This window comes from Cloacibacillus sp., assembly GCA_036655895.1.
In the GTDB taxonomy this organism is placed as follows: domain Bacteria; phylum Synergistota; class Synergistia; order Synergistales; family Synergistaceae; genus JAVVPF01.
The window spans coordinates 64,122-86,716 of sequence record JAVVPF010000007.1; the positions used below are offsets into that span (position 1 = coordinate 64,122).

The following is a 22,595-nucleotide window of genomic DNA, read 5'->3' on the forward strand; positions in this document are numbered from 1 at the left end:
GAGGATATACACGAAAAAAGGGAGAGAGGCTCTGCATTGCAGAACAGCTCTCTCCCTATATACACACGACAACAATGCGCATCAAAAATGCGGAAGATCGCCGTTCTGCGCCCACTGCGCATCGCTAACTCCGTATCTCCGGTAGGTCTTCTGGCTCTCGTTCATCCTACTACCGCGCCTTCTCGCCTTTCGGCAATGACATATTGCGGTTTCGTCCCGATTACAGCGGCAGGGGCCGCTCCGGCATAGACCGGATTCCCTTACTCCGTAGAAACTGATATATTATGAACGTCACGGCGTTCAACGGGCTGATTGTATACCAGCGTTCTTGTGTACGTCAAGGGGCTTGTTAAATAAATGCCGCATTACGGCCTGGAATTACAAATATCATTTTGAAAAAACAATGCGGACGCTGTTAGAGGGCGGGATAATTTTACTACAATCCAATACTGTTAGAAGACCACTTGTATATCAGAATAGACAAAGGGCGCGTATGTTTGTCATACGGCGCCCTTTGCTTTATGTTCATCCTGTTATATCAGCGGGAGGTTTAGGCTTTTTTTGCTTTTTTGTTTTCCGGCTCCGGCCTTTCTGTTACTTCTAGCCTGTTTGCTCCGGACTGGTTGTGGTGCAGCGTAAGCAGCGAATGATAGTTGGGGACGGCCTTTTCTTTTGGTTCGTCGTAGGCGATGAATACGCCGATGCCGGCCACTTCGGCCTCGAACTGTTTTGCCATGAGCAGCATACCGGAGGCGGTGCTGCCGCCGCGCATGAAGTCGTCGACTATGAGGACGCGGCTGCCGCGCTTCATCTGGCGCGTGCCGATGTACATTGTTTTGACGTCGCCGTTTGCTGTGGGGTAGTGGACGCCTACGGCCGCGCCGTCGCTTGGGCGGTTGCGGAATCGGCAGACGGCAAGCGGCACTCCGAGTGCGTAGGCTGCGAACATTGCGATCGGGATGCCTTTGACCTCTGAGGTCATCACCACATCGGGCGCGGCGTCTGTAAAGAGCGACGCCATGCAGAAGCCGAGAGAAAGCGCCGTCTCTGGGTTGAAGATTAGATCGCTGTAGTAGATGAGGCCGCCCGGCAGGTTGCGTTCAGGGTCGGAAAGTTTTTCCGCTATCTCTGAGAGCAATGATTTTCTGTATTCCGGCGTTGAGAGCGGCACGAAGCGCGCCCCTCCGCTGCGTCCGCGGTCTACCTGCATCTGGCCGAATCCTTCGGCGCCCATGGCCGAGTTTATCACCTCAACGTCGTCGCTTATGACCGTCTTTGAAACGTTGAATTTATTTGCCAGATCTGTTAATGAGACCAATTTGGACGGACAGAGCATAAACTTTGCCGCCAGCCGCACAAGTCGTTCGGTTCTTTGACCCCTCATGGTTATCACTCCGTATCAATATATGTTTTTATGACCCATTGCATTTTGTTAAATATTTGCGCAGCCGCCTCCGCCGCACCGCGGTCCGCGTAAAGGGCAAAAAAAGCGCTTCCGCTGCCGCACAATCCCCATGCCGAGGCTCCGCTCTCCTGCACCGTTTGTTCCGCAAGCAGATACTCCGCGTGCTCCGCGGCAAGTACATCGAAAAAGTCATTCGGCAGACGGCCCGCGCATTCTCCCGCTAAAAGCCGCCGGAGGACGGCTTCTTCGAGCCGCGCGTCGTCCGCGACCATTGAGGCGCTCGCGCCGCAGCGCGCTTCGTCAAGTTTCCGGTATGCCTCCGCGGTGTTTGACTGCCATGTCGGAAACACCAACAGCCAAGTATATTTCAGCTCGGCCGTCGCTTGCGAAAGCAGCTCGCCCGCGCCGCGTGCCGCGGCTATGCTGTGATCCGTGGTCATGAAGGCAACGTCGGCTCCTAATTTCGCGATTTCGCCGCAGGAAAGAGCAAGCCCGTACTCCGTCCCCAGCCATTTTATGAGGGCCGCCGCGTTGCCGCTTCCCGCGCCTATGCCGCTTCCGGCTGGAAAATGTTTTTCCAGTCGAATCTTAAGAGGCGGAATAAAGAGGCCGCGCTCTCTTGCCGTTTTCAGCACCTTTGTCAGGATATTCTCTCCTGATATGACTGCCCCTTCAACGTCAATAATGTCTGCTGTAATTTCAGCGCAATTTGTGAAAATTGTCAACCTTTCAGCCGCGATTTTCTGCCAGAAAAGTGAATAAATATCATGATAGCCGTCGGGACGTCTATCATATACTTTAAGGATGAGGTTTATTTTAATTGGCGACAAAACGGTGCAGGACATTTGCGGCCTCCCTGGAATATTAAAAATGCCCCGGCTTTACCGCCGGGGCGTTCAGTGCTGTTTACGTGATTAGAACAGGTGCTCGCCGCTCGCCTCGAGCTGCAATTCGACCTCTTTTGTGAGGAGGTCCGTGTAGCTGAAAGATACGGTGCTTTGCTGTGATTCTATGAACACCGTAAAGAGGCTTGGATAAGTATCCTGGATCACACCTGTACGTTCCTCAATTTTACGCCTTCCGTTGGCCGCTCTGTAGAAGACCCTGGCGCCTTTGTGGAGAGAAACTATCTCACGAATCGACTCTAAAGTATATGGCATCTACAACACCTCCACAACGCTGTCGAATTATTGTACATCAAAACGTTCAAAAATGCAACACGCTCTATAAATGTGAAGGGTAATGTGCAAATTGTTGTATATCTCTACCTTTTTATCAGTATTCGCTTCTCCCCGGCGCGTCGGGTGACGCCTTTGCTGTAGTTATTCATACAGCCGCGTTAATAAAGAAGTGAGAGGGGAGCTCTAATGTTATCAGTCAATACAGGCTCTGAGAGGCGAAGGCGAAGGGGCTCTCTTAGGGGCTTGGGGAGCAAACTACCAGGGCGGCATGTTGATAGGCCGCCCTGGTTTTAGGAATGTTTTATTTTTTGTGTTTTTTCAATGCCAGCGCCGGAAGCAAGGCGAGACACGCTAGCAGGCCGTATCCCGCGTTGCAGCCGCCGCTTCCGCTGCCGCTGGATGATGGTGCGTCAGGGGCGGCGCTGGCGGCTTTTGTGTTGAGAATCGCAACGGGGTCTGTCACTGCGCCGTTTTCTGTTTTGTCGAGGTCAAATTCGCCGCAGTCCTGCACGAAAACGACTAAGGTGTAGCTTTCACTGGCGATAATTTTTTCCGGCACGTTATTAGAGCCGTCAAGAACTGTGAATGTCTTGTCCTTGTAGTCGCCTGACGTTGCGGCAAAATCGAACAGCCGTCCTTCGCGGTCATCAGGGAATACTTTGAACAGATGTAGCTCCTGCGGCCTTCCAACACCCAGTACATCGCCCGATACTGCAAAGCCGGTAGCCAGGATTTCACGCAGCTCATTTCCCGTAGCGGTGAAGATAGGAAGCGTGTGCATACCCTCAATCTTTGTTCCCGCTTCAAGTTTTCCATCTTTTATTGCGGCGGCGACCGCCTGCTCGGCCGACCTGGAAACAAGGCTGTTTTTTAAGGTCAGGTTGCCCTTGCTGTCGGCGGTGATATTGGCCGAGTTCGCGCCAATCAGTGTGGCGACGAGATCGACATCTGCCGCAAATTGTGGAGCGGAAGTCACGATGCCGGGAACGGAGATGGCGGGCTTCACCGGGGAGACCGATACGCCGTCAGGCGTTTCGTCAACGATGCCGCCGCCTCCGGTCGCTTTGATGACTACAGTGTAGTTTGCTGTGTAAATATCCTTCTCCTGAAGCTCGCCGCCCTGAGTCACCTTTGCGGTAACGACGACGGAGCCGGCCTTGAGCGGAGTGAGAGTTGCCCATACTGGGTTTGACGCGCGCTGTTTGACGGCGGCTATCGTTTCATCGGAGACGGACCATTCAACTGAGTAGGGCACATTTACCGCCTGGTCTGGGTTGCTCTTGTCAAAGACGACGCGCATCGTCCCCTTGGCGCTGGAGTCAAGGTAGAGCTCCGCGGCTGAGGATTCGAGCGAGATGCTCTTGATATAGACGGCGCTCGCGGGATAGGCGACGTTGATCTTGCAGGTCGCCGTAGCCCAGAATTCAGGGTCGTCTTTGTTGTCTTCCATGCTGCGGATGGAGGTTGCCTTAAGCGTCGCGCTTCCTTTGTGCAGGCCCTTCACCCAGGCCCAGCCGCTGTATTCGGGGTCGTCGGCGTCGGCTGCCGTGGCGCGCAGGATGTTGTCGGCGCTGCTTACGCTCCAGATCATGCGCGGGTCGGTGACGTCGGCGGAGGCGATGAGAAGCTGTACTGGAAGGGCCTCTCCCTCACGGACGGTGATTTCGTTTTTAGGGAACGATAAAGTTCCTTGTTCAGGTGCAAGGGAAGATTTTAAGCCTGGCATATCAGAAATGTAACTTTTGTTTGTGTATTTGCCATCGCGCAAATACGCTGGTACGGCATCCAAGCTGTACATTCCAGATTTAAGGTATCCGACCATTACGCCAAACGATGTTACCCGCATGTCCAGCACTTTCGGCAACCCCCAATATCCAGGAACCCATATAGCATAATCCATGCCACAATTTAGCATCTCGATGCTTTTGAAAAACCCGCCGTCTCTGTCGATGTGTATTTTAGTAATATTGGTAGGGACATACTGGTATATGTTTACAGGCTTTTGTCCTCCCGATGTCAATGGGGTGGGGTTGGTAAATTCTGGACTTGAAGGTAGGTTGCTAGAATTAAAAAACACTTCTCTGGCTCCGATATCGCCGTTGCTGCTCTGTGGGCGTATTACCGCAAGAGCATCACATGAGACTGTTATCGCGCTTTTGGGGATTTTGTCAAAGGCGGGATTATTATTCAGAGAGTCTTTTGTACCGTCATCTTTAAGAGGTATCGTTGCTACGGTAACGGTATCACGCATCTCGTAAGCACCCGCCATCGGCCCTGTTTTTTCCTCCGAGAGGTCAAAGCTCGCTCCTTTTGGCGTCCAGCCGTCGGGAACGAAAGAACCGTTGGCGAGCCATTTTACAAAATAAGAACCTTTAGTGCTGTCGCTGAAATCAGAGTTGACCGTATCGCTTGTGGTTTTTGTGGCGTTTTCTGAGACAACGGCCGCCAGGTTGTATCCCATGAGACTTGCGTTGCCGTAAATATCTGCGTGCTTTCCGTCGTGTTCGGCATGGAAGGCGACGTTGCCCTCGCCGCGCTCAGCTGTGTCGGTGACACTGGTGCTGTTGCCGACGAGTATCGAGTTTCTAAGTTCCAGCGCCTGATTCTTTCCGGCTTCTGCGTAGAGGCCGCCGCCGATCGCGGCTGCCATTACATGATAGCCGTCATATATCGCGGTGTTGCCGACGATGGTGCAGCTCTCTATTTTTTTGGTTCCCCTGCTGTTTGCGCTGTTTTCAAAGTATACGGCGCCGCCGCAGGCCCAATTTGCCCCTTTCTGGAGAACCCAGTTGCCGGCAAAGGTGGTGTTGGTGACAGTCACATCGCGGACGACCGAGCCGACACAGAGCGCGCCTCCGTGGAGGTTTGCGCCATTATTGGTGAAGGAGCAGCCCTCTATCCTCAGTTTGTCATGAGTGCCGTCCACAAAGCCGCCGGCAAAGAGCGCGCCGCCGCGTCCCATATAGTCACTGGTAGAAGCTGCATTGTCTTTGAATGCGCAGGCTTTGAAGGTCACGTCCATATCTGAGACGTCGACTGCGCCGCCGTAGAGTGCCCTGTTAGACTGAAAAAGCGTGTTGCGCACGTACAGCGTGCCGCCGCGGCCGTAGATGGCGCCACCGCCTATGGCGCGGTTGTCTTTGAAGGTGCAGCCGATGACCTCTACGCGCGTGTACTCGCCCTGTATGTGGATGGCGCCGTCGTTGGAGCGGTCAGAATCATAACTGCCTCCGGCCGTTTTAGCGCCTTCAAAGACCAGCCCCTGGAAGCGGACTTTTGGGCCGTGGGCCTTGTCGCCGATTATTTTAAAGATGCCTCCAGTTCCGGAAGTCCTTTTAATCGTGTTGCTGCCCCACTGATAACTCTGATTCATACTTAGCGCTGAAATATCAAGATCAATATCACCGCTGACCACGATGGGGTTAGCGGTGATCTGTGAAACTTTCCCATTTGTACGTCCTTGTGAGCTTTCGGCAAAAAGCACTGTCTGTTTGCCTCCCTTTGCCACTGCCTGCCCGACGGCCCAGCGCATTGTACCCTCGCTGCCGTCGTCTTTGTCAAAGACCGTGACGTGCCAGACATTCTGCTTTCCCGATACGTCTACCGTAGCCTCCGTCGTTCCACCGAACATTGACGGACTCGGTATAAGGCTTGGATTTGCCAGTGCGATACCAACAGCGCATATCAAAGCCGCCGCGATGAGATAGGTGACGCGGTTCTTTCTGAAGCTGAAACTGCCGATAAACCGTTTCATCATTGCATTTCCTCCATTTTTAGTTTGTATATTTCTATGTCCGCCTGCGCGCCGGGCGGCCAAAAAAATTAAAGTACAGTTTCCAGCGTCACGTAAAATGTCCGCCCTTCGACGGGATACCAAAGCATACGCACCGGGCCGTTCAGCCCGTCGGGCCTCATGCGCCAGTCGTCGGCCTGATTGAAAATGTCGTCTACTCCCGCGATGATCGTTGATACGGGGCTGAGCTTATATTTGACGCCTGCGCCGCATATCGTGCGCGCGTCAAACAGGACCTTTTGTGATGAATCGGCGTAGTTTTCGCCTATATACTGAACCTCAGCGAAGAGCTGCCCTCTTTCAAATTTTCTCGTGAGCCTCGCCTTGCCGCTCCATTCTGGCCGGTTGGGGAGCGTCTTGCCGTAATAACGGACGCTGCCGCTGTCGTTTGGGGTCTCGTTGGTTCCCCTTATCCAGGTGCCGGATAGCGTCAGTTTCCACAATTCCGACTCAAGTTCCGTCTCCAGCTCGACGCCCTTTACTTTCGCCTTGGCGATGTTTTTGTAGCGGCCATAGGCGGGGCTTTCCATGTCGAACTCTATCAGGTTGTCGCTTTCGCGCCAGAAGCCTGTGAGCGACGCTTTTATTTGAGTTTCTCCCGAAACCCCGTGCCACGCCGCGCCGATGTCAAACTGTTTTCCCGTCTCCCATTCAAGATCGCCCTTTGCAGGGAGGATAAAGGCGCCGTCGCCGTACCGTTCGTACATGTTGGGCGCGCGGGCGTATGTCCCGAAGGTGCTTCTGAGGGTCCATGCGGGGGAGAATGCCTTTGAGAGAGCTATCTGCCAGGTGGCGTGGCTTGTGTCGTCCTGGCTGAACCAGCGTACGGAAGGGGTCGCTAGAAAGGTGCCTCCGCCGTCGAGGGAGATGGTGTCCTGCAGGCTGCCGCTCCAGTTGCGGGAGCGATAGCGGTCTTTGCCGTTAAGGTAGGTGTAAAGCATGTCTCCGCGCACGTCGAGCCGTTCCTCGTAGAATTCCGCGAGCACCTCGATATAGTGCCGTTCTCCAATGCGCCAGGCGGCGTCTCCCGCCGCGCCTATGCGTTCCGTCTTATATTTGCTCTCCGTCACGTATGCGCCGCCGATGATGCTTGGCGCCGTTCCGCGTCTGCTGTCGTAGTCTTTTGTCTGGTGCGTGTAGATAGTTTTCCAGCCCCAGTCGACATCTCCGCTCTTCTGTCTGCGTCCGAGCGAGAGGTCCCACTTTTCCGTGTCGAGTATCGCTCCTGGACGCTGCAAACCGTAGGGTCTGTCTATGCCGGGGGCCTCCAGCGCCAGGTCTCGGTCATTTTTCACCCATGAGGCGCGCGCCCTCCAGTTTTCGTTCTCCCATTTAAGGAGGAGGTCAGCCTTCTCAAAGCCGTTGTCGCGGCGTTCAGCCTCATAGTCGTCGGTGTCGTTGTATGGAGTCCCATTGTCGTTCCAGTATTTGAAATCGCCGCGATAGCTCTCGCGGGTGAACGAGCCGAAAAATTTACCGTCGCCCAGTCTCGCCGCGTGCGACAGGATTCCTTTGTAGCGGCCGAAAGAACCAGCACCGAAAGACAGGCGAGTCTCTGGCTTCGCTGGCATCTTGGTGATAATGTTTATCACGCCGCCCATTGCCTGTGCGCCGAAACGCGCGGGGATGTAACCGCGATAAACTTCGATGCGTTCTATCGTATCAACTGGGATAGCAGAGAGGTCTACCGCCGCTTCGCTCTGTAAATTGGCAAGAATGCCGTCCACATACACGGCGACCTGAGCGGAGGTGCTGCCGCGGATGGAGGCGACGGCGTAGCCGTGACGTCCCTGTAGGCGGATTATTTGAAGCCCGGGCACCTCTTCGAGGAGGTCTGGAAGATTTTTCTGTTCGCCGCTTCTCTCACCCGGCATTACTACTGTGACGGCGCCCGGCGAAAGTACCATAGGACTTCCGCTGTCCGAACTTATCACTTCTGGAGGGAGGTCAACGGCACCCGCCGAGGGCATTGCTGAAGCCGCTAAAAGCAGCGCGGCAGCGGCGAGGCGAATTAGCGGAAGAGGTGAAATAATCATTGCGCTTATCTTTGCCTTTGGGTACGCTTCAGACGCGTGCGACAGAGGAAAATCAGCATCGCGGCGGCGAATCCACAGCCAGCGCCTGAGTCACACCCGCCGCCACCGCCGCCGTCTGAAGTGCCGCCGTGGCCGCCATCGTTATCGCCGCCGTCGTCGCTGTCGAAATTCTTAAGATCGTCCATCACTGCAATAGAATAAATGTTGTCCCCCAGCTCCGCCGGTTCGAAGCGACGCACTAACGCGCCGCTTTTGTCCCTTGCCTCAAGCGCTTTGCCGACCATGCACCAGAGCGTGGAATCCTTCTCGTCGAAGACGAGGTCCCACGAGAAACCGGCATTATAATAGGAGGCGGCGACCTCTCCGGGGTCGCCCATCTTGCTCAGAGCCTCGGCGGTCGTTACAAAAATCCTGCCGTTGAAACCCGCGTAATTATCGTTGCCTCCCATTCGGGAATCGGCTGCGCCGTGATATGAGCCCGCCATGATATAGGCTGTGCCGTCTTTAGCAATGGTGATCCCATATCCACTTACGGTTGCAGGCCTGCTTGGATCCTGCATAGAGTCGGAGCAGTCGATAAGTTTTCTCGACGTCATCGTCTCAAGGTCGACCTCGTAGATATTCCCGCTGGTCATCGGCCCCTGATAGCCGCCGATCGCCGCGACATAGGCCTTTCCGTTATATTCGGCCATACGCAGGGCGTTCTTTCCCACCTTGGCTTTACGCCCGGTAGGGGTTAGGTCCATTTCAAACTCGATAAGCTCGCTTTCTTCATAACGAGAGACGCCGTTATACGAAATCGCGAAGAGCGCGTAGACCTTTCCGTTGTAAACGGCCACCGCTTCGCCGTGGGGCGAGCAAACGGCGCCTAGCGAATTTGTAAACGTTTTGTACTGCCAGCGTTTATCCACCTTGTAGCCGTTCGCGGTGTCCAGCCGAACGATTTCACCGGAGTCCTGATTAGAGTTTTCGTTAAAATACCCCTCGTATGTAACTGCAAAAAGGTACGGTCCATGTGAAGTTACTGCATGGAGGTTGGTACCGAAGCAGGATTCATTGACGATGGGAGCCTTCCAGTTTGCAGGGTCCCATATATAGACCGTGTCGTTTGGGCCGTAGCGGTACTCCCGTATCATCGCGCGCTGATTGGCGCCGGCGTCACGGAACGAGAACCCCCAGGCGTCGCGTCCAAGGTTATTTACCTGATTCGCCTTTACTTTGAAATCACCCGAGTCTTTGATAAGGGTGCCGGCGGAGCCGGTGCTGTAATTGGAAACTGCATAGAAGAGATCGGCGGACGCCTTCTCGGGGAAAATACCGAATGAAGCTATCGCCGCGGCACAGAGAAACGTTAAAATAAGGCGCAAAACATGATCTTTTTTCTGCAAAGTAATACCCTCCGTTGTCATTTGAAATACGAGGCCCGAGCGGGCCTGTCGTATACTCCACTGTACGGTCATGATCAGAGGGCAAAAAAATAGAGAACCAAGCGAACGGTCCTCTTCACATTTAGTATGCACGGCAAAATACCGCGCTAGTCAAAAGACAGCCGTTCCGCGCCCTCTGCGCTTCACTTGCTTACATTTCATACGGCAGGTCTCCCGACTTTCGGTCATCCTCTACAGAGCGTAAAACTTTGCTCTGTATAAACAATTTCTTGTTTATCCCGCGCCTTCTCACCTTTCGGCAATGGCATGCTGCGGTTTCGTCCCAATCACGGTGGCAGGGGCCGCTCCGGCTTTTACCGGATTCCCTTACGACGTAGAAACAGATATTCAGTTTTTTTGAAGCATGACTGCATGTTTCAAAATCAGTATAACATGCGAATTGTTTCTGTCAAGATGAAATTTCGAGTTGCTTGTCAGTGATGAAATCATGGTAGAGTGCGGCTGCTGTAAGACGCCCCTGTGTGCAAATTGTTGTATATCTCTACCTTTTTATCAGTATTCGCTTCTCTCCGGCGCGCCGGGTGACGCCTTTGCTGTCGAAGTATTCAAGCAGCGGAAGCGTGTATTTTCTGCTGCTTTCGGTGGCGTCTCGGACGTTCGCGAGCGTTATCTCTCCTTCGATGGTCTGGAGTTTGTTTTTGAACTCAGACTCAATTTCAGGAAAAAGAAGAAACGCGCCGGTAATCGTTACAAGTTCTTTTCGTTCTTTTAAGTAGGAGACGACCCGCTTCATTTCCTCCGCGGAGAGTGCGGCCGCTTCGCGCGCTTCGTCTATCGTGGGCATCGAAAAGCCCTTTGCGAGCGCGAAGTTTTTGACCGCGGCCACCTGGTTTGAGAATTTTTCTTCGTCAAACGGCTCGAAGCCGCAAAGCCGCGCCCGCTCGCCTGTAAATTTCAGCGCGCCCTGCCTGTCAAAGAGGGTGAGCAGTTCTTTTGCGAACTTTACGTCCGGCGTGTCGAAGCTCTTTGCGCACTCTTCGGCGCTTAGGCCTTGTCTTTCGGGGTGTTCCTTGTGGAAGGCCTCTAGACGTTCTTTTATCGCGCCGGCGTAAAGCGCGGCCCGCTCTTTTGATACAAGCTGCGTCTCCGCGCCGCGCACGACCGCCATGTCGCCCTTTGCCTCAAAAGGGGAGACGGCGCGCATAAGCTCTGTTAGCGTTATTTCGTTCATTCTCGCGGCGTCCGCGGCGGATATCCTGCCTTTGTAATTGACGAAGGCAAGCAGTTGTTCTTTCAGCGCGGGGCCTTCGGCCATCTCTTCCAGATATTTTATGAGCGCGGTCTTTGTAGCGCGGCTCTTCGGGCGTTCGCCTGCCGCCATCAATATGTTTCCGCCGGCGACCGTTATGAGCGGGCTGTAGGTGCGCAGTATGAAGCAGCTTTTCATTGAAGTTACGACCGGTTCCTCCGTTATGAGCTGCGCTGGCGCGCTTTCGCCGGGCATCAGTATCTCTCGGTCGAGCAGGCTGACGCGAGCCATCGCCTCCGTCGTTCCGACATGGAGGCGCAGCCGCTGCCAGTGTTTGACTGGTTCCGCCGCGCCTAGCAGCCTCATCTGCACGTCAAGGCACGACGAGGGCGTGAAGCAGCCGCGCGAGGTGACGACGTCTCCGCGTTTTACCTCCGCGAGCGCAAGCCCCGCGAGATTGACTGCGACGCGCTGTCCAGCCGTTGCGGTTTCAACGGGGAGGCCGTGCACCTGGATGGAGCGGACTTTTGTGAGGTTTTTTTCAGGCAGCACCTCTATGTCGTCGCCCTCTTTTATTTCGCCGTTTATGGCGGTGCCGGTCACGACCGTGCCGAAGCCGGAGATATGAAACACTCTGTCGACTGGCAGGAAGAAGGCGCCTCTGCGGCTTTTGCTCTCCGACTCTTCCGTCATTTTTTGCAGCGCCGCCTTTAGTTCGTCGATGCCGGCGCCGGTCAGCGCGGATACGGGGATGACCGGTTCGTCGGCGAGGAAGGTATCCGCAAGCAGCGTGCGCGCGTCGTCTACGGCAAGTTCCAGCATCTCTTCGTCTACGAGGTCTGTTTTATTTATGACTGTGAGGCCGTTTTTTATGCCAAGCAGCGACAGTATGGACAGATGCTCGCGCGTCTGCGGCATTACGCCGTCGTCGGCTGCTATTACCAGCATTACGGCGTCCACCCCTGCGGCTCCCGCCACCATTTGTCGTATGAATTTTTCGTGTCCGGGGACGTCTACGATGCTTATCGTCTGTCCCGAAGGCAGCGTGAAGGGCGCAAAGCCCAGCTCTATCGTCATGCCGCGCTTTTTTTCCTCAGCGAGCCGATCGCAGTCGACGTCGGTCAGGCGCTTGACGAGCGAGGTCTTTCCGTGGTCGATGTGGCCCGCCGTGCCTATTACAAACGGGTATTCCAGATTTGCCATCACAGAGCCTCTTTTTCGGGCATGTAGAGCATCTCTTTCAGCGTCTCTATGATGCGGTCCTCGTCGTGCGGGCGCAGCGTCCTCATGTGAAAGAGCACTCTGTCCAAAGAGGCGCCCGTTACGACGGGATATTTTCCTGTGCGCAGGCGCTCGGCCAGCTTGCCGGCGCTTCCCATCTCCGGCAGCGCGAGCGAGACGGCAAATCCCGGCAGAACGGACTGAGGGAACGAGCCTCCGCCTACTGTGTCGTCGGCCTGTACGACGCCTAGCTGTACGCGTTGTATGTTTGTCGTTTTGAAGAATTTTTTCAGCCTCCGGCAGAAATTCTGCGCCGCCTTATTTAGTTCTTCCGGTTTTTTAAAGATCATTTCAACGGTGGGGATTTCATTTTCACAGCCGCGCAGATAGAGGCGCAGCGTAGCTTCGAACGCGGCGAGCGTCATTTTGTCCACGCGCATGGCGCGAAGCATCTGGTGACTCTTCAGTTTTGCGATGAGTTCCTTTTTGCCGACGATCGCGCCTATCTGCGGACCGCCCAGCAGTTTGTCGCCGGAGAAGGTGACGATGTCGCAGCCGGCCTTGAGCGACTGCGCGACGGTGGGGTCGTTCTCGCTTGAAAGGCCCGCTTTTGAGATGTCTATGAGCATCCCGCTGCCCAAGTCCTCCATAAAGACGAGGCCGCGGCTGCGCGCAAGAGCCGAAAGCTCTTCGCGCGGCACGGAGGAGGCAAAGCCCGTTATCCTGTAATTGGACGGATGCACCTTCAGGAGCATCGCGCTTTCGTCCGTTATTGCGTTTTCGTAATCTTTTAGGTGCGTGCGGTTCGTCGTGCCCGTCTCCACCATCTTTGTGCCGGAGAGCGCCATTATGTCAGGTATCCTGAAGGAGCCGCCTATCTCGACAAGTTCTCCGCGCGAGACTACGGTCTCTTTGTCTTTTGCAAGAGCCATCAGTGCAAGCACGACGGCGGCTGCGTTGTTGTTGACGACAAGCGCGGCCTCCGCCCCTGTGAGGCGGCAGAGCAGCCACTCGACGTGGTCGTTTCTGTGGCCTCGCGCGCCCTCTTCCAGGGAAAATTCAAGAGTGCTGAACGACGACGCGCAGCGGTCCACAGCCTCTAGCGCCTCTTTGGCAAGCAGCGAACGCCCGAGGTTTGTGTGGATGACGACGCCAGTCGCGTTGATGACGGGGCGAATGCTCGACTGCGCCCTGCGCGCCAGAAGCGCCTTCGCGTCCGCCGCTATCGTCTCTGCGTCGAAGGCGGTCTCCGGGTCGTTTATTATTTTTGCCCTCTGCGCTGCGAGCAGATCGGTCAAAAGCAGCTTCACCGTCTCGCGTCCGAGCTGCTTTTCATAGCAGCCGATCCACGGCTGCGCAAGCATCTTGTCCATTGACGGAATTTTTCGCATGATGTTTTGTATCTCTGTCTTCAAGGGAAAGCCTCCCCGCTCTGTGTTGGTTTTATGTTTTTATTGAGCTTGTATGTTTATGATTTTTGTTTGGGCCGCGATATTTTGAGCGGATCAAATTATCTCTTCCCAGATGAGGTTTGCGACGCGCATTCCCTTTTGCGAAAGCGCAATCCGTCCGTCCCGCGCCGTGCAGAGGTCGTCTGGAAATTTCCGAAGTTTTGCGTAAAGCGCCTCAAGCGCCTCCTGTCCGTAGCTTGCGGCGTAGGCCGCGGCCTCTATGCCCGCCGTCGTCCTCAGCGCAAGCACCGCCGCCTCTTTTGCGCGCGCAGCCGGGGTCAGCTCTTCCGATGACTCAATAGGAAGCTCGCCGCGCGCTACCGCCTCCGCCCACCGCGCAAGCGCGCCGAAGTTTTTGTATCTTACTCCATCTATATATCCCGCGGCTCCGGCGCCAAGGCCTATATAGGAGCCTTCACGCCAGTAGTTAAGGTTGTGGCGGCTTTCTTTTCCGGGGCGCGCGAAATTGGCCGTCTCGTACTGTGCGTATCCTTTTTGGGGAAGATACCACTGGGCGAACCTGTAGGCGGCGTATCCGTCGCCAAGCGCGGCGGAGTCAAGCGAAGCCCACGGCGTGCCCGGCTCAATAGAAAGCTGATAGAGCGAGAGGTGATGCAGACCGCATCGCGCGGCTTCACGCAGCGTCCGCCCCCAGTTCTGGAAACTTTGCCCCGGCAGACCGAAGATGAAGTCTCCGCTTACGTAAAATCCAGAAGCGAGCGCGGCGGACATTGCCTCGTGTGCCTGATTTCCCGTATGCAGCCGGCCCATCTGTTCAAGCTCCGCGTCGTCGAAGCTTTGGACGCCGATGCTGACGCGGGTGACGCGCCAGTCGCGCCATTCAAGCAGGTGCTCGGCGCGCAGAGAGTTCGGGTTTGCCTCCACCGTCACCTCCGCGTCGTCTTCAAAATCATAGAATTTGTCGATGATTTGGATGAGCCTGCGCCAATGCAGCGGCGAAAGCACCGTAGGAGTGCCGCCGCCTATGTAGCAGGTGGCAAGCCTCGGCCGCCGCGCCGTAGTTTGTGCGCGCAGCTCCGCTTCGCGTTCAAGCGCCGTAAGCCACAGCTCCCGCCCGCCCTCCTCTGGAACCGCGCTTTCAAAGGCGCAGTAATTGCATTTGCGGGTGCAGAAGGGCACATGTATGTATAAAGAGGAGAGTTCCCCCATGAGGGGCTATTTATCCTCTGCCTTCGTGACGTCCATGAAGGCGAGGAAGGCCTCCTGAGGTATCGCGACGCGTCCGACCTGCTTCATGCGCTTTTTGCCCTCTTTTTGCTTCTCTAGCAGCTTACGCTTTCTCGTGATGTCGCCGCCGTAGCATTTTGCAAGCACGTCCTTGCGCACCGCCTTGATGTTCATGCGCACGATAACCTTTTTGCCGACGGCCGCCTGCACCGGCACCTCAAAGAGCTGCCTGGGGATGAGCTCCTTCAGCTTGCCGACGACGGCGTGTCCTCTGTGATAGGCCTGGTCCGCGTGGCAGATGAACGAGAAGGCGTCCACCGGCTCGTCCTGGAGCAACAGGTCGACCTTCACGAGGTTCGCCGCGCGAAATCCGATATGGTCGTAGTCAAGCGATGCGTATCCGCGCGTGCATGATTTGAGCCTGTCGTGAAAGTCAAGTATAAATTCCGCAAGCGGCATGTCATAGGTGAGGCGCACGCGCTCCGGCGTTATGAAATGCATCTCTATGTAGGTGCCGCGCTTTTCCTGACAAAGCTGCATCGCGGCGCCGACGAAGCTCTCCGGCATAAATATAGAAAGTTTGATGTACGGCTCGCGGATCTCCTCCGTGCGCCCCTGGTCGGGGAAGTCTGAGGGCCTGTGCGCCTCGACTATTGAGCCGTCGGTGCAGACTATCTGGTAGACGACGTTCGGTGCTGTGGCCACTAGGTCCACGCCAAACTCCTTGTTCAGACGCTCCTTTGCTATCTCCATGTGGAGCAGCCCGAGGAAGCCGCAGCGGAAGCCAAATCCAAGCGCTACGGAATTTTCCGGCTCAAAGCTGATGGCCGAGTCGTTTATCTGAAGTTTTTCAAGAGCTTCGCGGAGCTGGTTTATATCCTCGCGCTCAACCGGGTAAAAGCCGCAGAAGACGACGGGCTTCACCTTTTTATATCCGGGCAGCGGGGCGCCGGCGGGGCGGGAGGACTCCGTTATGGTGTCTCCTACGCGCGCCTCTTCAATGCTCTTGATGCTTGCGCAGATAAAGCCGACCTCGCCGGGGCCGAGCTTTTCGACCGTGACCATGCCGGGCTTGAAGACTCCCACTTCGTCTATTTGGTAATCCTGCCCCGTCGCCATAAAGCGCACCTTTTTGCCCGCCTCTAGCGTGCCGTTTACAATGCGTACATAGCAGATGACGCCCTTGTAATTATCGTAGATGGAGTCAAAAATAAGCGCCTGAAGCGGAGCCTCCGAATCTCCAGACGGCGCGGGAATGTCGCGCACGATGCGCTCCAGAAGCTCCGGTACGCCTGCGCCTGTCTTTGCCGAAACATCAAGCGCGTCGTTTGCGTCGATGCCTATTATCTCCTCCAGCTCGCGCTTCACCTGCTCCGGATGCGCCGAAGGAAGATCCACCTTATTGAGCACCGGAACAAGTTCAAGGTCGAGGTCGGCCGCGAGGTAGCCGTTGGCCACAGTCTGCGCCTCAACGCCCTGCGACGCGTCTACTACCAGCACGGCTCCTTCGCACGCGGCAAGGGAACGCGAGACCTCGTATGAAAAATCGACGTGGCCCGGCGTGTCGATGAGGTTCAGAATATAATCTTTGCCGTCTGCGGCGCGGTAGTCCATGCGCACCGGCACGGACTTTATCGTGATGCCGCGCTCGCGCTCAATGTCCAGCGTGTCGAGCATCTGCGCCTTCATGTTCCTTTTTTCTATAGTCCCCGTGTCCTCAAGGAGCCTGTCCGAAAGAGTAGACTTTCCGTGGTCCACGTGGGCGATGATGCTGAAGTTTCGTATGTTTTCCAGTTTCATTTTATTTTCCTTCACTCCTTCATATCCATATTGTATTTTAGCTGATATGTCGCGTCTTCGGCAATGTATAATTTTAGGAATGTTGCGAGAGGCTTGCGCGGCGGCAATAATAGGTTGTGCCGCTGCGCTGTAAAATAGTTAAATAACGTTATCTTTTTGCGGAATATGTGATAATATCATACACGATAAGATGCAATTTATCGCAATCATTAGGAGGCGTATGCAGATGTCTACAACAACGATACATGTAAGAGTAAACGAAGAGGTAAAAGAGAGGGCGTCGAACTATGCCGACCGTGTAGGTATTCCGCTTTCTTCTTTGATCAACGCCTTTTTGGTGCGCTTTGCCGAGACAGGGCGGCTGCCGTTTGACATCGCAGTTCAGGAAAGCCCGAACGACCTCACGCGCGCGGCGGTCAGAGAACTGAACGACGGCGGCGGTTCCGTATATAAAGATACGGCGTCGATGTTCAAAGATTTGGGCGTAACCGTCACCAGATAAAAAATGAAAGAGCTGCGTATATCCGCACAGTTCAAACGGGACCTTAAGCTGGCGGAAAAACAGGGACGCAGGACCGGATCGTTGTTTGATTTAATAGAACTGCTCCGCTGCGGCAGTCCCGTGCCCGATTTATGCAGAGACCACGCGCTTACGGGGAACTGGAACGGCTACCGTGAACTGCACATTGCGCCGGACTGGCTGTTGATATACTCGGTGGCGGATGACGCCGTTCGGCTGGCGCGCGCCGGCACACATGCGGAAATTTACAGGCTCTAGACGCCCAGCGCGCAGAAAAGCGCGCTGAGATGTCGTCTTGTAGCAAGTTTTTTCTATAATTTCAGCGGATAAAATTACCTGTAGATGATAAAATAAAAAAAGCCGTTTTTTGGCGAATTTAACTTTTAGAAAGTATGGCGCTCTATGTCTGATAAAAAACATTTTGTGCACAACACGGATATTGGACAGAACTTTTTGATAGACCGTTCTGTTGTGGATTTTATAGTAAAGCAGGCGGAGATCCAGCCGGGCGACGTAGTGCTGGAGATAGGCCCTGGCGACGGAGTGCTGACGCGCGGGCTGCTTTCAACGCAGCTTTCCGCGCTCTATTCTGTCGAGGTGGACGAACGCCTCCGCGAAGGGATAGAAAAAATCGAGGCGCGTGACGCGCGCTGTAAATGTTTCTGGGGCGACGCGGTGCGCTTTGATTACGCAAACGGCCTGCCGCAGCACCCGACAAAGATAATTGCGAACCTCCCGTACCACATCACGACGCCGCTTATGTGGACCTTCCTTGAACAGCTTGTGCCGCGCGGCGTGGGCTATATGCTGCTCATGGTGCAGCTTGAATCCGCCGAACGCATCTGTTCTCCCGCGGGGCACAGAGAGCGTTCGCCGCTTGGTATCACGGTAGAGGCGATGGGAGAGGCCGCGGTCGTCCGACGCGTGCCGCCCTCTTCCTTCAACCCACAGCCGAAGGTAAATTCAGCCATCATCGACATAAAGATAGGCAAAAATCGCGAGCTGGCAAACGACAGGACGTGGCGCGGCCTTTTGAAACGTTCATTCACACAGCGCCGCAAGACGCTGGTCAACAACTGGTCTGTCGGCTACACCGACGTAGACCGCGCGCGCGCGCTTGAGATACTCGAAGCGCACGGCATGAAGGCGACGGAGCGCGCCGAAGAGGTGACGTTGGATAAATGGTTCGCGCTTGCAAAAGAGCCGGCCTTTTATCTTAAAAATAAAAAACCAAAAGAAGCGGAGAGCGGCGAATGTACTGGGATATAAACAAAGTTATCGTTTCTCAGAGCGATGATCTGCCAATAGACTGGGCTGCGGCGGTGCCGCACAAACGCGTCATCGTTGAGATAGGTTTTGGCAACGGAGAATTTCTTGAATATCTGGCGCACAGCAACCCTGAAGCGCTCGTCGTCGGCGTAGAGGTCTCGCAGTGGTGCGCCTCGAAGGGCGCGCGCCGCATACTTATGGCGGAGCTGCCCAACGCCCGCATCATGCACGGCGACGCGCGTTTTCTGTTGCGCCATTGCTTCGCGCCGGAGAGCGTGAGCCGCGTCCACATGAACTTCCCCTGCCCGTGGCCGAAGACGCGGCATGCACAGCGCAGGGTGACCGTTCCCTCCTTCGCCGGGCTGCTGGAATATCTGCTGGAACCGAAAGGCGCCTTTGAACTTGCCACAGACGTGGACTGGTACGCGGAGGAGACGGCGGAGGTCTTTGCCGGCAATCCGCTCTTTAGCGCGGAGACTCCCGTGCTGAACCCGGTGCGCCCCTACGTCACAAAATACGAACGCAAATGGAAGGCAATGGGAAAAGATACATGGAGCCTCGTCGTCACAAAAGAGGCGAAACTGACAGAAAAGCCGCATGAAGAGGAGAATTGGCCGATGGAAGGCGAAGCGCTTACAAAAAAGAACGTAAAAGAGGTAATGGAGGCACTGAAAGATCTTGAAGGCCGTGGCGTTGGCGGCAAGGGGCACTGGATATTCCGCGATGCCTTCGTCTCCGCCGAGGGAGCGGGCCTAATACTCGTCATTACAGCCGACGAAGGCTTTGAACAGCATTTTTACCTAAAGGTGCTGGCCTCGCCGCGCGGCGTAAATATAAAAGTGGACTCCGTGGGACATCCCTACAGAACGCCCGCTATGAGGGCCGCGCTGCTTGCGGCGCTCGACGCGGCGGGCCGCAGGGATTCACGCGAGGCGGCCGCCTGCCTCGCGGAGGATGCCGAACGCGAAGATTAAACTCGCATACTCGCATAAAATATGGCCGGCGCCAGTACGAGGCGCCGGCCATATTTTTATTTTATGGATGTAGCCTACGCCCTGTTTTTGATGAACTTTTTTATTCCGTACCAGGCGGTCACCGTCCACGGCAGAAAGGCGACAACGTTTAGCGTCTGCTGGAGTCCCGCGTAGTCCGCGATCACCCCGACAGGCGTCACCGCGAGATTGGCAAGCCCCCACGATACGCCCATAGCAAGCGAGCTTGCAAGGCTGCGCATCTCGGGACATCTTCTTTGCGCCATCGCGGTGGAGACTGGGGTGCTCGCCTGCAAAAAGGCAAAGCCTATCATAAGCATCGAAAGCGAAAAGAGGCTGTTGTTCCACAGGCCCGCAATCAAAAATACAGGAGAGGCGGCGAGCGCTCCGAAAAGCACCTTGGTGTCGCCGTAACTGTCGGCGATGCGCCCTCCCGCTATCCCGGCAAGCGTCCCTGAGAGAGTGAGCGCAAAGAGCATCGCGCCGCCCATAGCAATGGAGCCGCCGCGCGAGATGATGAGCATTGGCAGAAATATTTTTATAGACTGATATGACGCGTCCCTAATGCTTGTGATAGAGACGATCCAGCCTATTTTTGACAGCAGATAGCGCAGATTTCGGAAAATATTTTGATCTGCGGAAGGGTTGAAATCGCGGACTATTTCGCTTGTGCGCCCTCCGATGCTGCGCCAGATATAAAAGCATAAAGCGGCCGCCGCCGGCAGCACGACAAGCGGAAAGCCGCGTCTGCCCAGCATTGAGATCATAAATACGACGTAAAGCGGCCCAAGCGAGCTTCCGATGCCGCCGCTTGCCTGAAAGAGCGAAAGATAGAAGGCAAGCTTAGCCTTTCCCGCCGCGGCCCCGCATCCGCCAGAGCCCTGAGGGTGAAAGAGCGCCGTGCCAGCGCTCATCATGCCGACAAAAATAAAGGCCGCGCCGTAACTTGGGGCAAGAGGCAGAAGGCACGCGCCGCAGACCGAAATAAGCGGCCCCCACACGGCAAACCACGGACGCCGCAGCCTGTCTGCGAAATATCCGGTTATCGGCTGCGCGAAAATATTCGTTATGCCAAATAGCGCGTTCAAAAAGCCCGCCTGTCCCAGCGTAAGCCCAATGGACTGCGCAAGCATGGGGATAATGGTGGGCAGCGCCGTGGAATGCATGTCGTTGAAGCCGTGAAGAAAGATAACGCCGAAAAGTTTGCGTTTGTTTTGCGGCGAGATAATTTGATTTTCAGTTGAAGCGGAAGGCTCGGTCATAAAAAATCCCCCAAAAGCTGTATATACAGCCGACATATCCGCTATTATACTCTTATTGTTACGGCACGAGGCAACTGTTATGGGGGAATCACGGATGAAGGAAATGAGGCCGACGACGGGCAAAGTGACGCTCGCGCTCTTTAATATATTGGGAAACATTCACGGACGCAGCTTTCTGGACCTTTTCGCGGGCAGCGGACAAATCGCGGCAAACGCCGCAAAACGCGGCGCGGCGCCGGTCGTGCTTGTGGAGTCCGATAAAAAACGCCATGCTGAGATAATAAAAAAAGCGCCGCCTTCGATCTCCTGCCTTTGCTTTGACGTGCGGCGTGCGCTGCCGCGTTTTGCGAAGGCCGGCGAAAAATTTGACATCATATTCGCGGACCCGCCATATAATCTCGGCTGGGGCGCGGAATTTATAAAACTTATCGAAGCCAGCGAATGCGTTTTAGCGCCCGGCGGCGTTATAATCTTTGAACATTCCGACGAAGAGGAGCCAGCGCCGATGGACGAGGCGCGATGGGAGCGCTGCGACAGAAAATACGGCGGCACCGTGCTCAGCTTTTACAACAGAAGGACGGAGAGTGTGGAGAATGATTAGAGCGGTCTATCCTGGGTCATTCGACCCAATAACCAACGGACATATATATATATCAGAACGCGCGGCCGCGCTCTTTGACGAGCTGGTAGTCGCGGTGCTTGTGAACCCCGAAAAACGTTCCACCTTCAGCGAGGAGGAACGCCAGATAATGGCGCGCGAAGCGCTGGTCCATCTGCCGAACGTCAAAGTCAAATACTTCAACGGCCTGCTGGTGGATTTCATGCGCCAGCAGCAGAGCCGCATAATAATCCGAGGCCTGCGCGCGCTGTCAGACTTTGAATACGAATTTCAGCTGGCTCAGATGAACCGACAGCTTGCGCCGGAGATAGAGACATTCTTCATCGTCACGGACGCAAAATATTCCTACATCTCAAGCCGCGCGATAAAAGACACGATAAAATTCGGCGGGGCGGTGCGGGATATGGTTCCCCCCGGAGTATACAGAAGACTGCGGGAAAGGATACCCCCGAGGAATCTGTAAAAATAATCAAATAATAAACAGGCGGCGGCTTTTTTGATTTTTACGAAGCCGCCGCCTTTATTGATATGCCGCTTTGGTTCAAGCCATGATTATTTTTCTTTTGTGTTCTCCTCCGAGGCGCCCTCCGGGGATCAGTTCCTCCCAGAGTTCGGCGGCGAGCAGGTCTACGCGTGCGGCCTCCGCAGCGTAGGCCGAGGCGCGCGCCGCCTGTCCGCATGTGACGGCTATTGGCAGAGTGCTTTTGCCGCGCATCTTTCGCAGAAGTTTTCTTCCAGCGCTGTTCATCCCGAGCACTCGTATATATGGCGGCCCCAGCCTCTGCGCCGCGCGGTTTGTCCAGTGTCCGAGGCCGAGCAGGACGTGTATCGCATATCGTCTGATGCGGCCCGCCGTATATCTTTTTGAGGTGCAGCCGTCCACCCACTGCTCGAAGCTTTCAGATTCAAGCGCAAGCTCTTTCATTTTATATTCAATGCCTTCGGATATTTCGGCGGTCTGCCTCAATTCTTCGGCGGAGGCGCGAAGCAGCGCGGCGCGCAGCAGCTTCCAGAGCACGGCGCTATCCGTGCAGGCGCGCCCATCCAGCATCGCGCCGCGCAGGATGCTGGCGGAAGCCTCCGGCATAGCGCCAATCGCCTCTTCTGTGCGCCCTTCTTTTATTGCTTTGCGTATGGCCGTGGCGCTTGATACCTCTTCAAGCTCCGCGCTTGTGTAGGCGGCACCGACGCGTTTTATGGGAAGCGCCGCCATTTCGTAAT

The 22,595-nt window shown here is 55.4% G+C and carries 18 protein-coding genes and 2 riboswitches; of the genes, 6 read left to right on the forward strand and 12 right to left on the reverse strand.

Features of this window, described 5'->3' with window-relative positions; translation table 11 throughout:
* Nucleotides 1–122 precede the first annotated feature (122 nt).
* Nucleotides 123–294: riboswitch (cobalamin riboswitch) on the reverse strand.
* Nucleotides 295–550: 256 nt separating this feature from the next.
* From RRY12_03795 to lepA, 10 genes are all read right to left on the reverse strand, one after another.
* Entirely contained in the window at nt 551–1,384 is an 834-nt protein-coding gene (locus tag RRY12_03795; protein ID MEG2183778.1) for a phosphoribosyltransferase family protein, read from the reverse strand.
* A 5-nt stretch (nt 1,385–1,389) separates the two neighbouring features.
* Nucleotides 1,390–2,250, reverse strand: coding sequence for a 4-diphosphocytidyl-2C-methyl-D-erythritol kinase (locus RRY12_03800; protein MEG2183779.1), 861 nt, complete (start codon nt 2,248–2,250; stop codon nt 1,390–1,392).
* Between the two features lie 69 nt (nt 2,251–2,319).
* On the reverse strand, nt 2,320–2,565 hold the full coding sequence (locus RRY12_03805) for a Veg family protein (GenBank protein MEG2183780.1): 246 nt from the start codon (nt 2,563–2,565) through the stop codon (nt 2,320–2,322).
* A gap of 322 nt (nt 2,566–2,887) precedes the next feature.
* Entirely contained in the window at nt 2,888–6,343 is a 3,456-nt protein-coding gene (locus RRY12_03810; protein MEG2183781.1) for a Synerg-CTERM sorting domain-containing protein, read from the reverse strand.
* 65 nt (nt 6,344–6,408) lie between these two features.
* Nucleotides 6,409–8,286, reverse strand: a complete 1,878-nt coding sequence (locus tag RRY12_03815; protein MEG2183782.1) for a TonB-dependent receptor — start codon at nt 8,284–8,286, stop codon at nt 6,409–6,411.
* 134 nt (nt 8,287–8,420) lie between these two features.
* On the reverse strand, nt 8,421–9,803 hold the full coding sequence (locus RRY12_03820; protein MEG2183783.1) for a hypothetical protein: 1,383 nt from the start codon (nt 9,801–9,803) through the stop codon (nt 8,421–8,423).
* A gap of 185 nt (nt 9,804–9,988) precedes the next feature.
* A riboswitch (cobalamin riboswitch) is annotated at nt 9,989–10,203 on the reverse strand.
* Nucleotides 10,204–10,344: 141 nt separating this feature from the next.
* A complete protein-coding gene (gene selB / locus RRY12_03825; protein ID MEG2183784.1) occupies nt 10,345–12,255 on the reverse strand; it encodes a selenocysteine-specific translation elongation factor in 1,911 nt (636 codons plus the stop codon).
* Nucleotides 12,255–13,688, reverse strand: coding sequence for an L-seryl-tRNA(Sec) selenium transferase (selA, locus tag RRY12_03830; GenBank protein MEG2183785.1), 1,434 nt, complete (start codon nt 13,686–13,688; stop codon nt 12,255–12,257). The genes selB and selA overlap by 1 nt, the downstream gene beginning before the upstream one ends.
* 90 nt (nt 13,689–13,778) lie before the next feature.
* The gene (hemW, locus tag RRY12_03835) at nt 13,779–14,894 is read right to left on the reverse strand and encodes a radical SAM family heme chaperone HemW (protein MEG2183786.1); all 1,116 of its coding nucleotides are present in this window, start codon (nt 14,892–14,894) and stop codon (nt 13,779–13,781) included.
* A 6-nt stretch (nt 14,895–14,900) separates the two neighbouring features.
* Nucleotides 14,901–16,712 carry a translation elongation factor 4 gene (gene lepA, locus RRY12_03840; GenBank protein ID MEG2183787.1) on the reverse strand — a complete coding sequence of 604 codons (1,812 nt, stop codon included), beginning with the start codon at nt 16,710–16,712 and terminating at the stop codon, nt 14,901–14,903.
* 226 nt (nt 16,713–16,938) lie between these two features.
* Here lepA and RRY12_03845 point away from each other — a divergent pair, with 226 nt between their 5' ends.
* From RRY12_03845 to trmB, 4 genes are all read left to right on the forward strand, one after another.
* The gene (locus RRY12_03845) at nt 16,939–17,214 is read left to right on the forward strand and encodes a type II toxin-antitoxin system RelB/DinJ family antitoxin (protein MEG2183788.1); all 276 of its coding nucleotides are present in this window, start codon (nt 16,939–16,941) and stop codon (nt 17,212–17,214) included.
* 3 nt (nt 17,215–17,217) lie between these two features.
* Entirely contained in the window at nt 17,218–17,490 is a 273-nt protein-coding gene (locus RRY12_03850) for a type II toxin-antitoxin system YafQ family toxin (protein MEG2183789.1), read from the forward strand.
* Between the two features lie 144 nt (nt 17,491–17,634).
* Nucleotides 17,635–18,501: a 16S rRNA (adenine(1518)-N(6)/adenine(1519)-N(6))-dimethyltransferase RsmA gene (gene rsmA, locus RRY12_03855; GenBank protein MEG2183790.1), complete on the forward strand. Its 867-nt coding sequence runs from the start codon at nt 17,635–17,637 to the stop codon at nt 18,499–18,501.
* Nucleotides 18,486–19,475 carry a tRNA (guanosine(46)-N7)-methyltransferase TrmB gene (gene trmB / locus RRY12_03860; GenBank protein ID MEG2183791.1) on the forward strand — a complete coding sequence of 330 codons (990 nt, stop codon included), beginning with the start codon at nt 18,486–18,488 and terminating at the stop codon, nt 19,473–19,475. The genes rsmA and trmB overlap by 16 nt, the downstream gene beginning before the upstream one ends.
* 74 nt (nt 19,476–19,549) lie before the next feature.
* On the opposite strand, the gene RRY12_03865 is transcribed toward trmB, so the two are convergent.
* Nucleotides 19,550–20,755, reverse strand: coding sequence for an MFS transporter (locus tag RRY12_03865; protein MEG2183792.1), 1,206 nt, complete (start codon nt 20,753–20,755; stop codon nt 19,550–19,552).
* A 94-nt stretch (nt 20,756–20,849) separates the two neighbouring features.
* On the opposite strand from RRY12_03865, the gene RRY12_03870 reads away from it, so the two are divergent.
* Complete coding sequence (locus tag RRY12_03870) at nt 20,850–21,356, forward strand: RsmD family RNA methyltransferase (GenBank protein MEG2183793.1); 507 nt, start codon at nt 20,850–20,852, stop codon at nt 21,354–21,356.
* Complete coding sequence (gene coaD / locus RRY12_03875) at nt 21,349–21,837, forward strand: pantetheine-phosphate adenylyltransferase (protein ID MEG2183794.1); 489 nt, start codon at nt 21,349–21,351, stop codon at nt 21,835–21,837. Before RRY12_03870 ends, coaD begins: the two co-directional genes overlap by 8 nt.
* A gap of 78 nt (nt 21,838–21,915) precedes the next feature.
* Here the strand turns inward: coaD and RRY12_03880 are convergent.
* Nucleotides 21,916–22,595, reverse strand: a 680-nt coding sequence (locus tag RRY12_03880) for a nucleotidyltransferase family protein (GenBank protein MEG2183795.1), incomplete at its 5' end; no start/stop codon positions are given.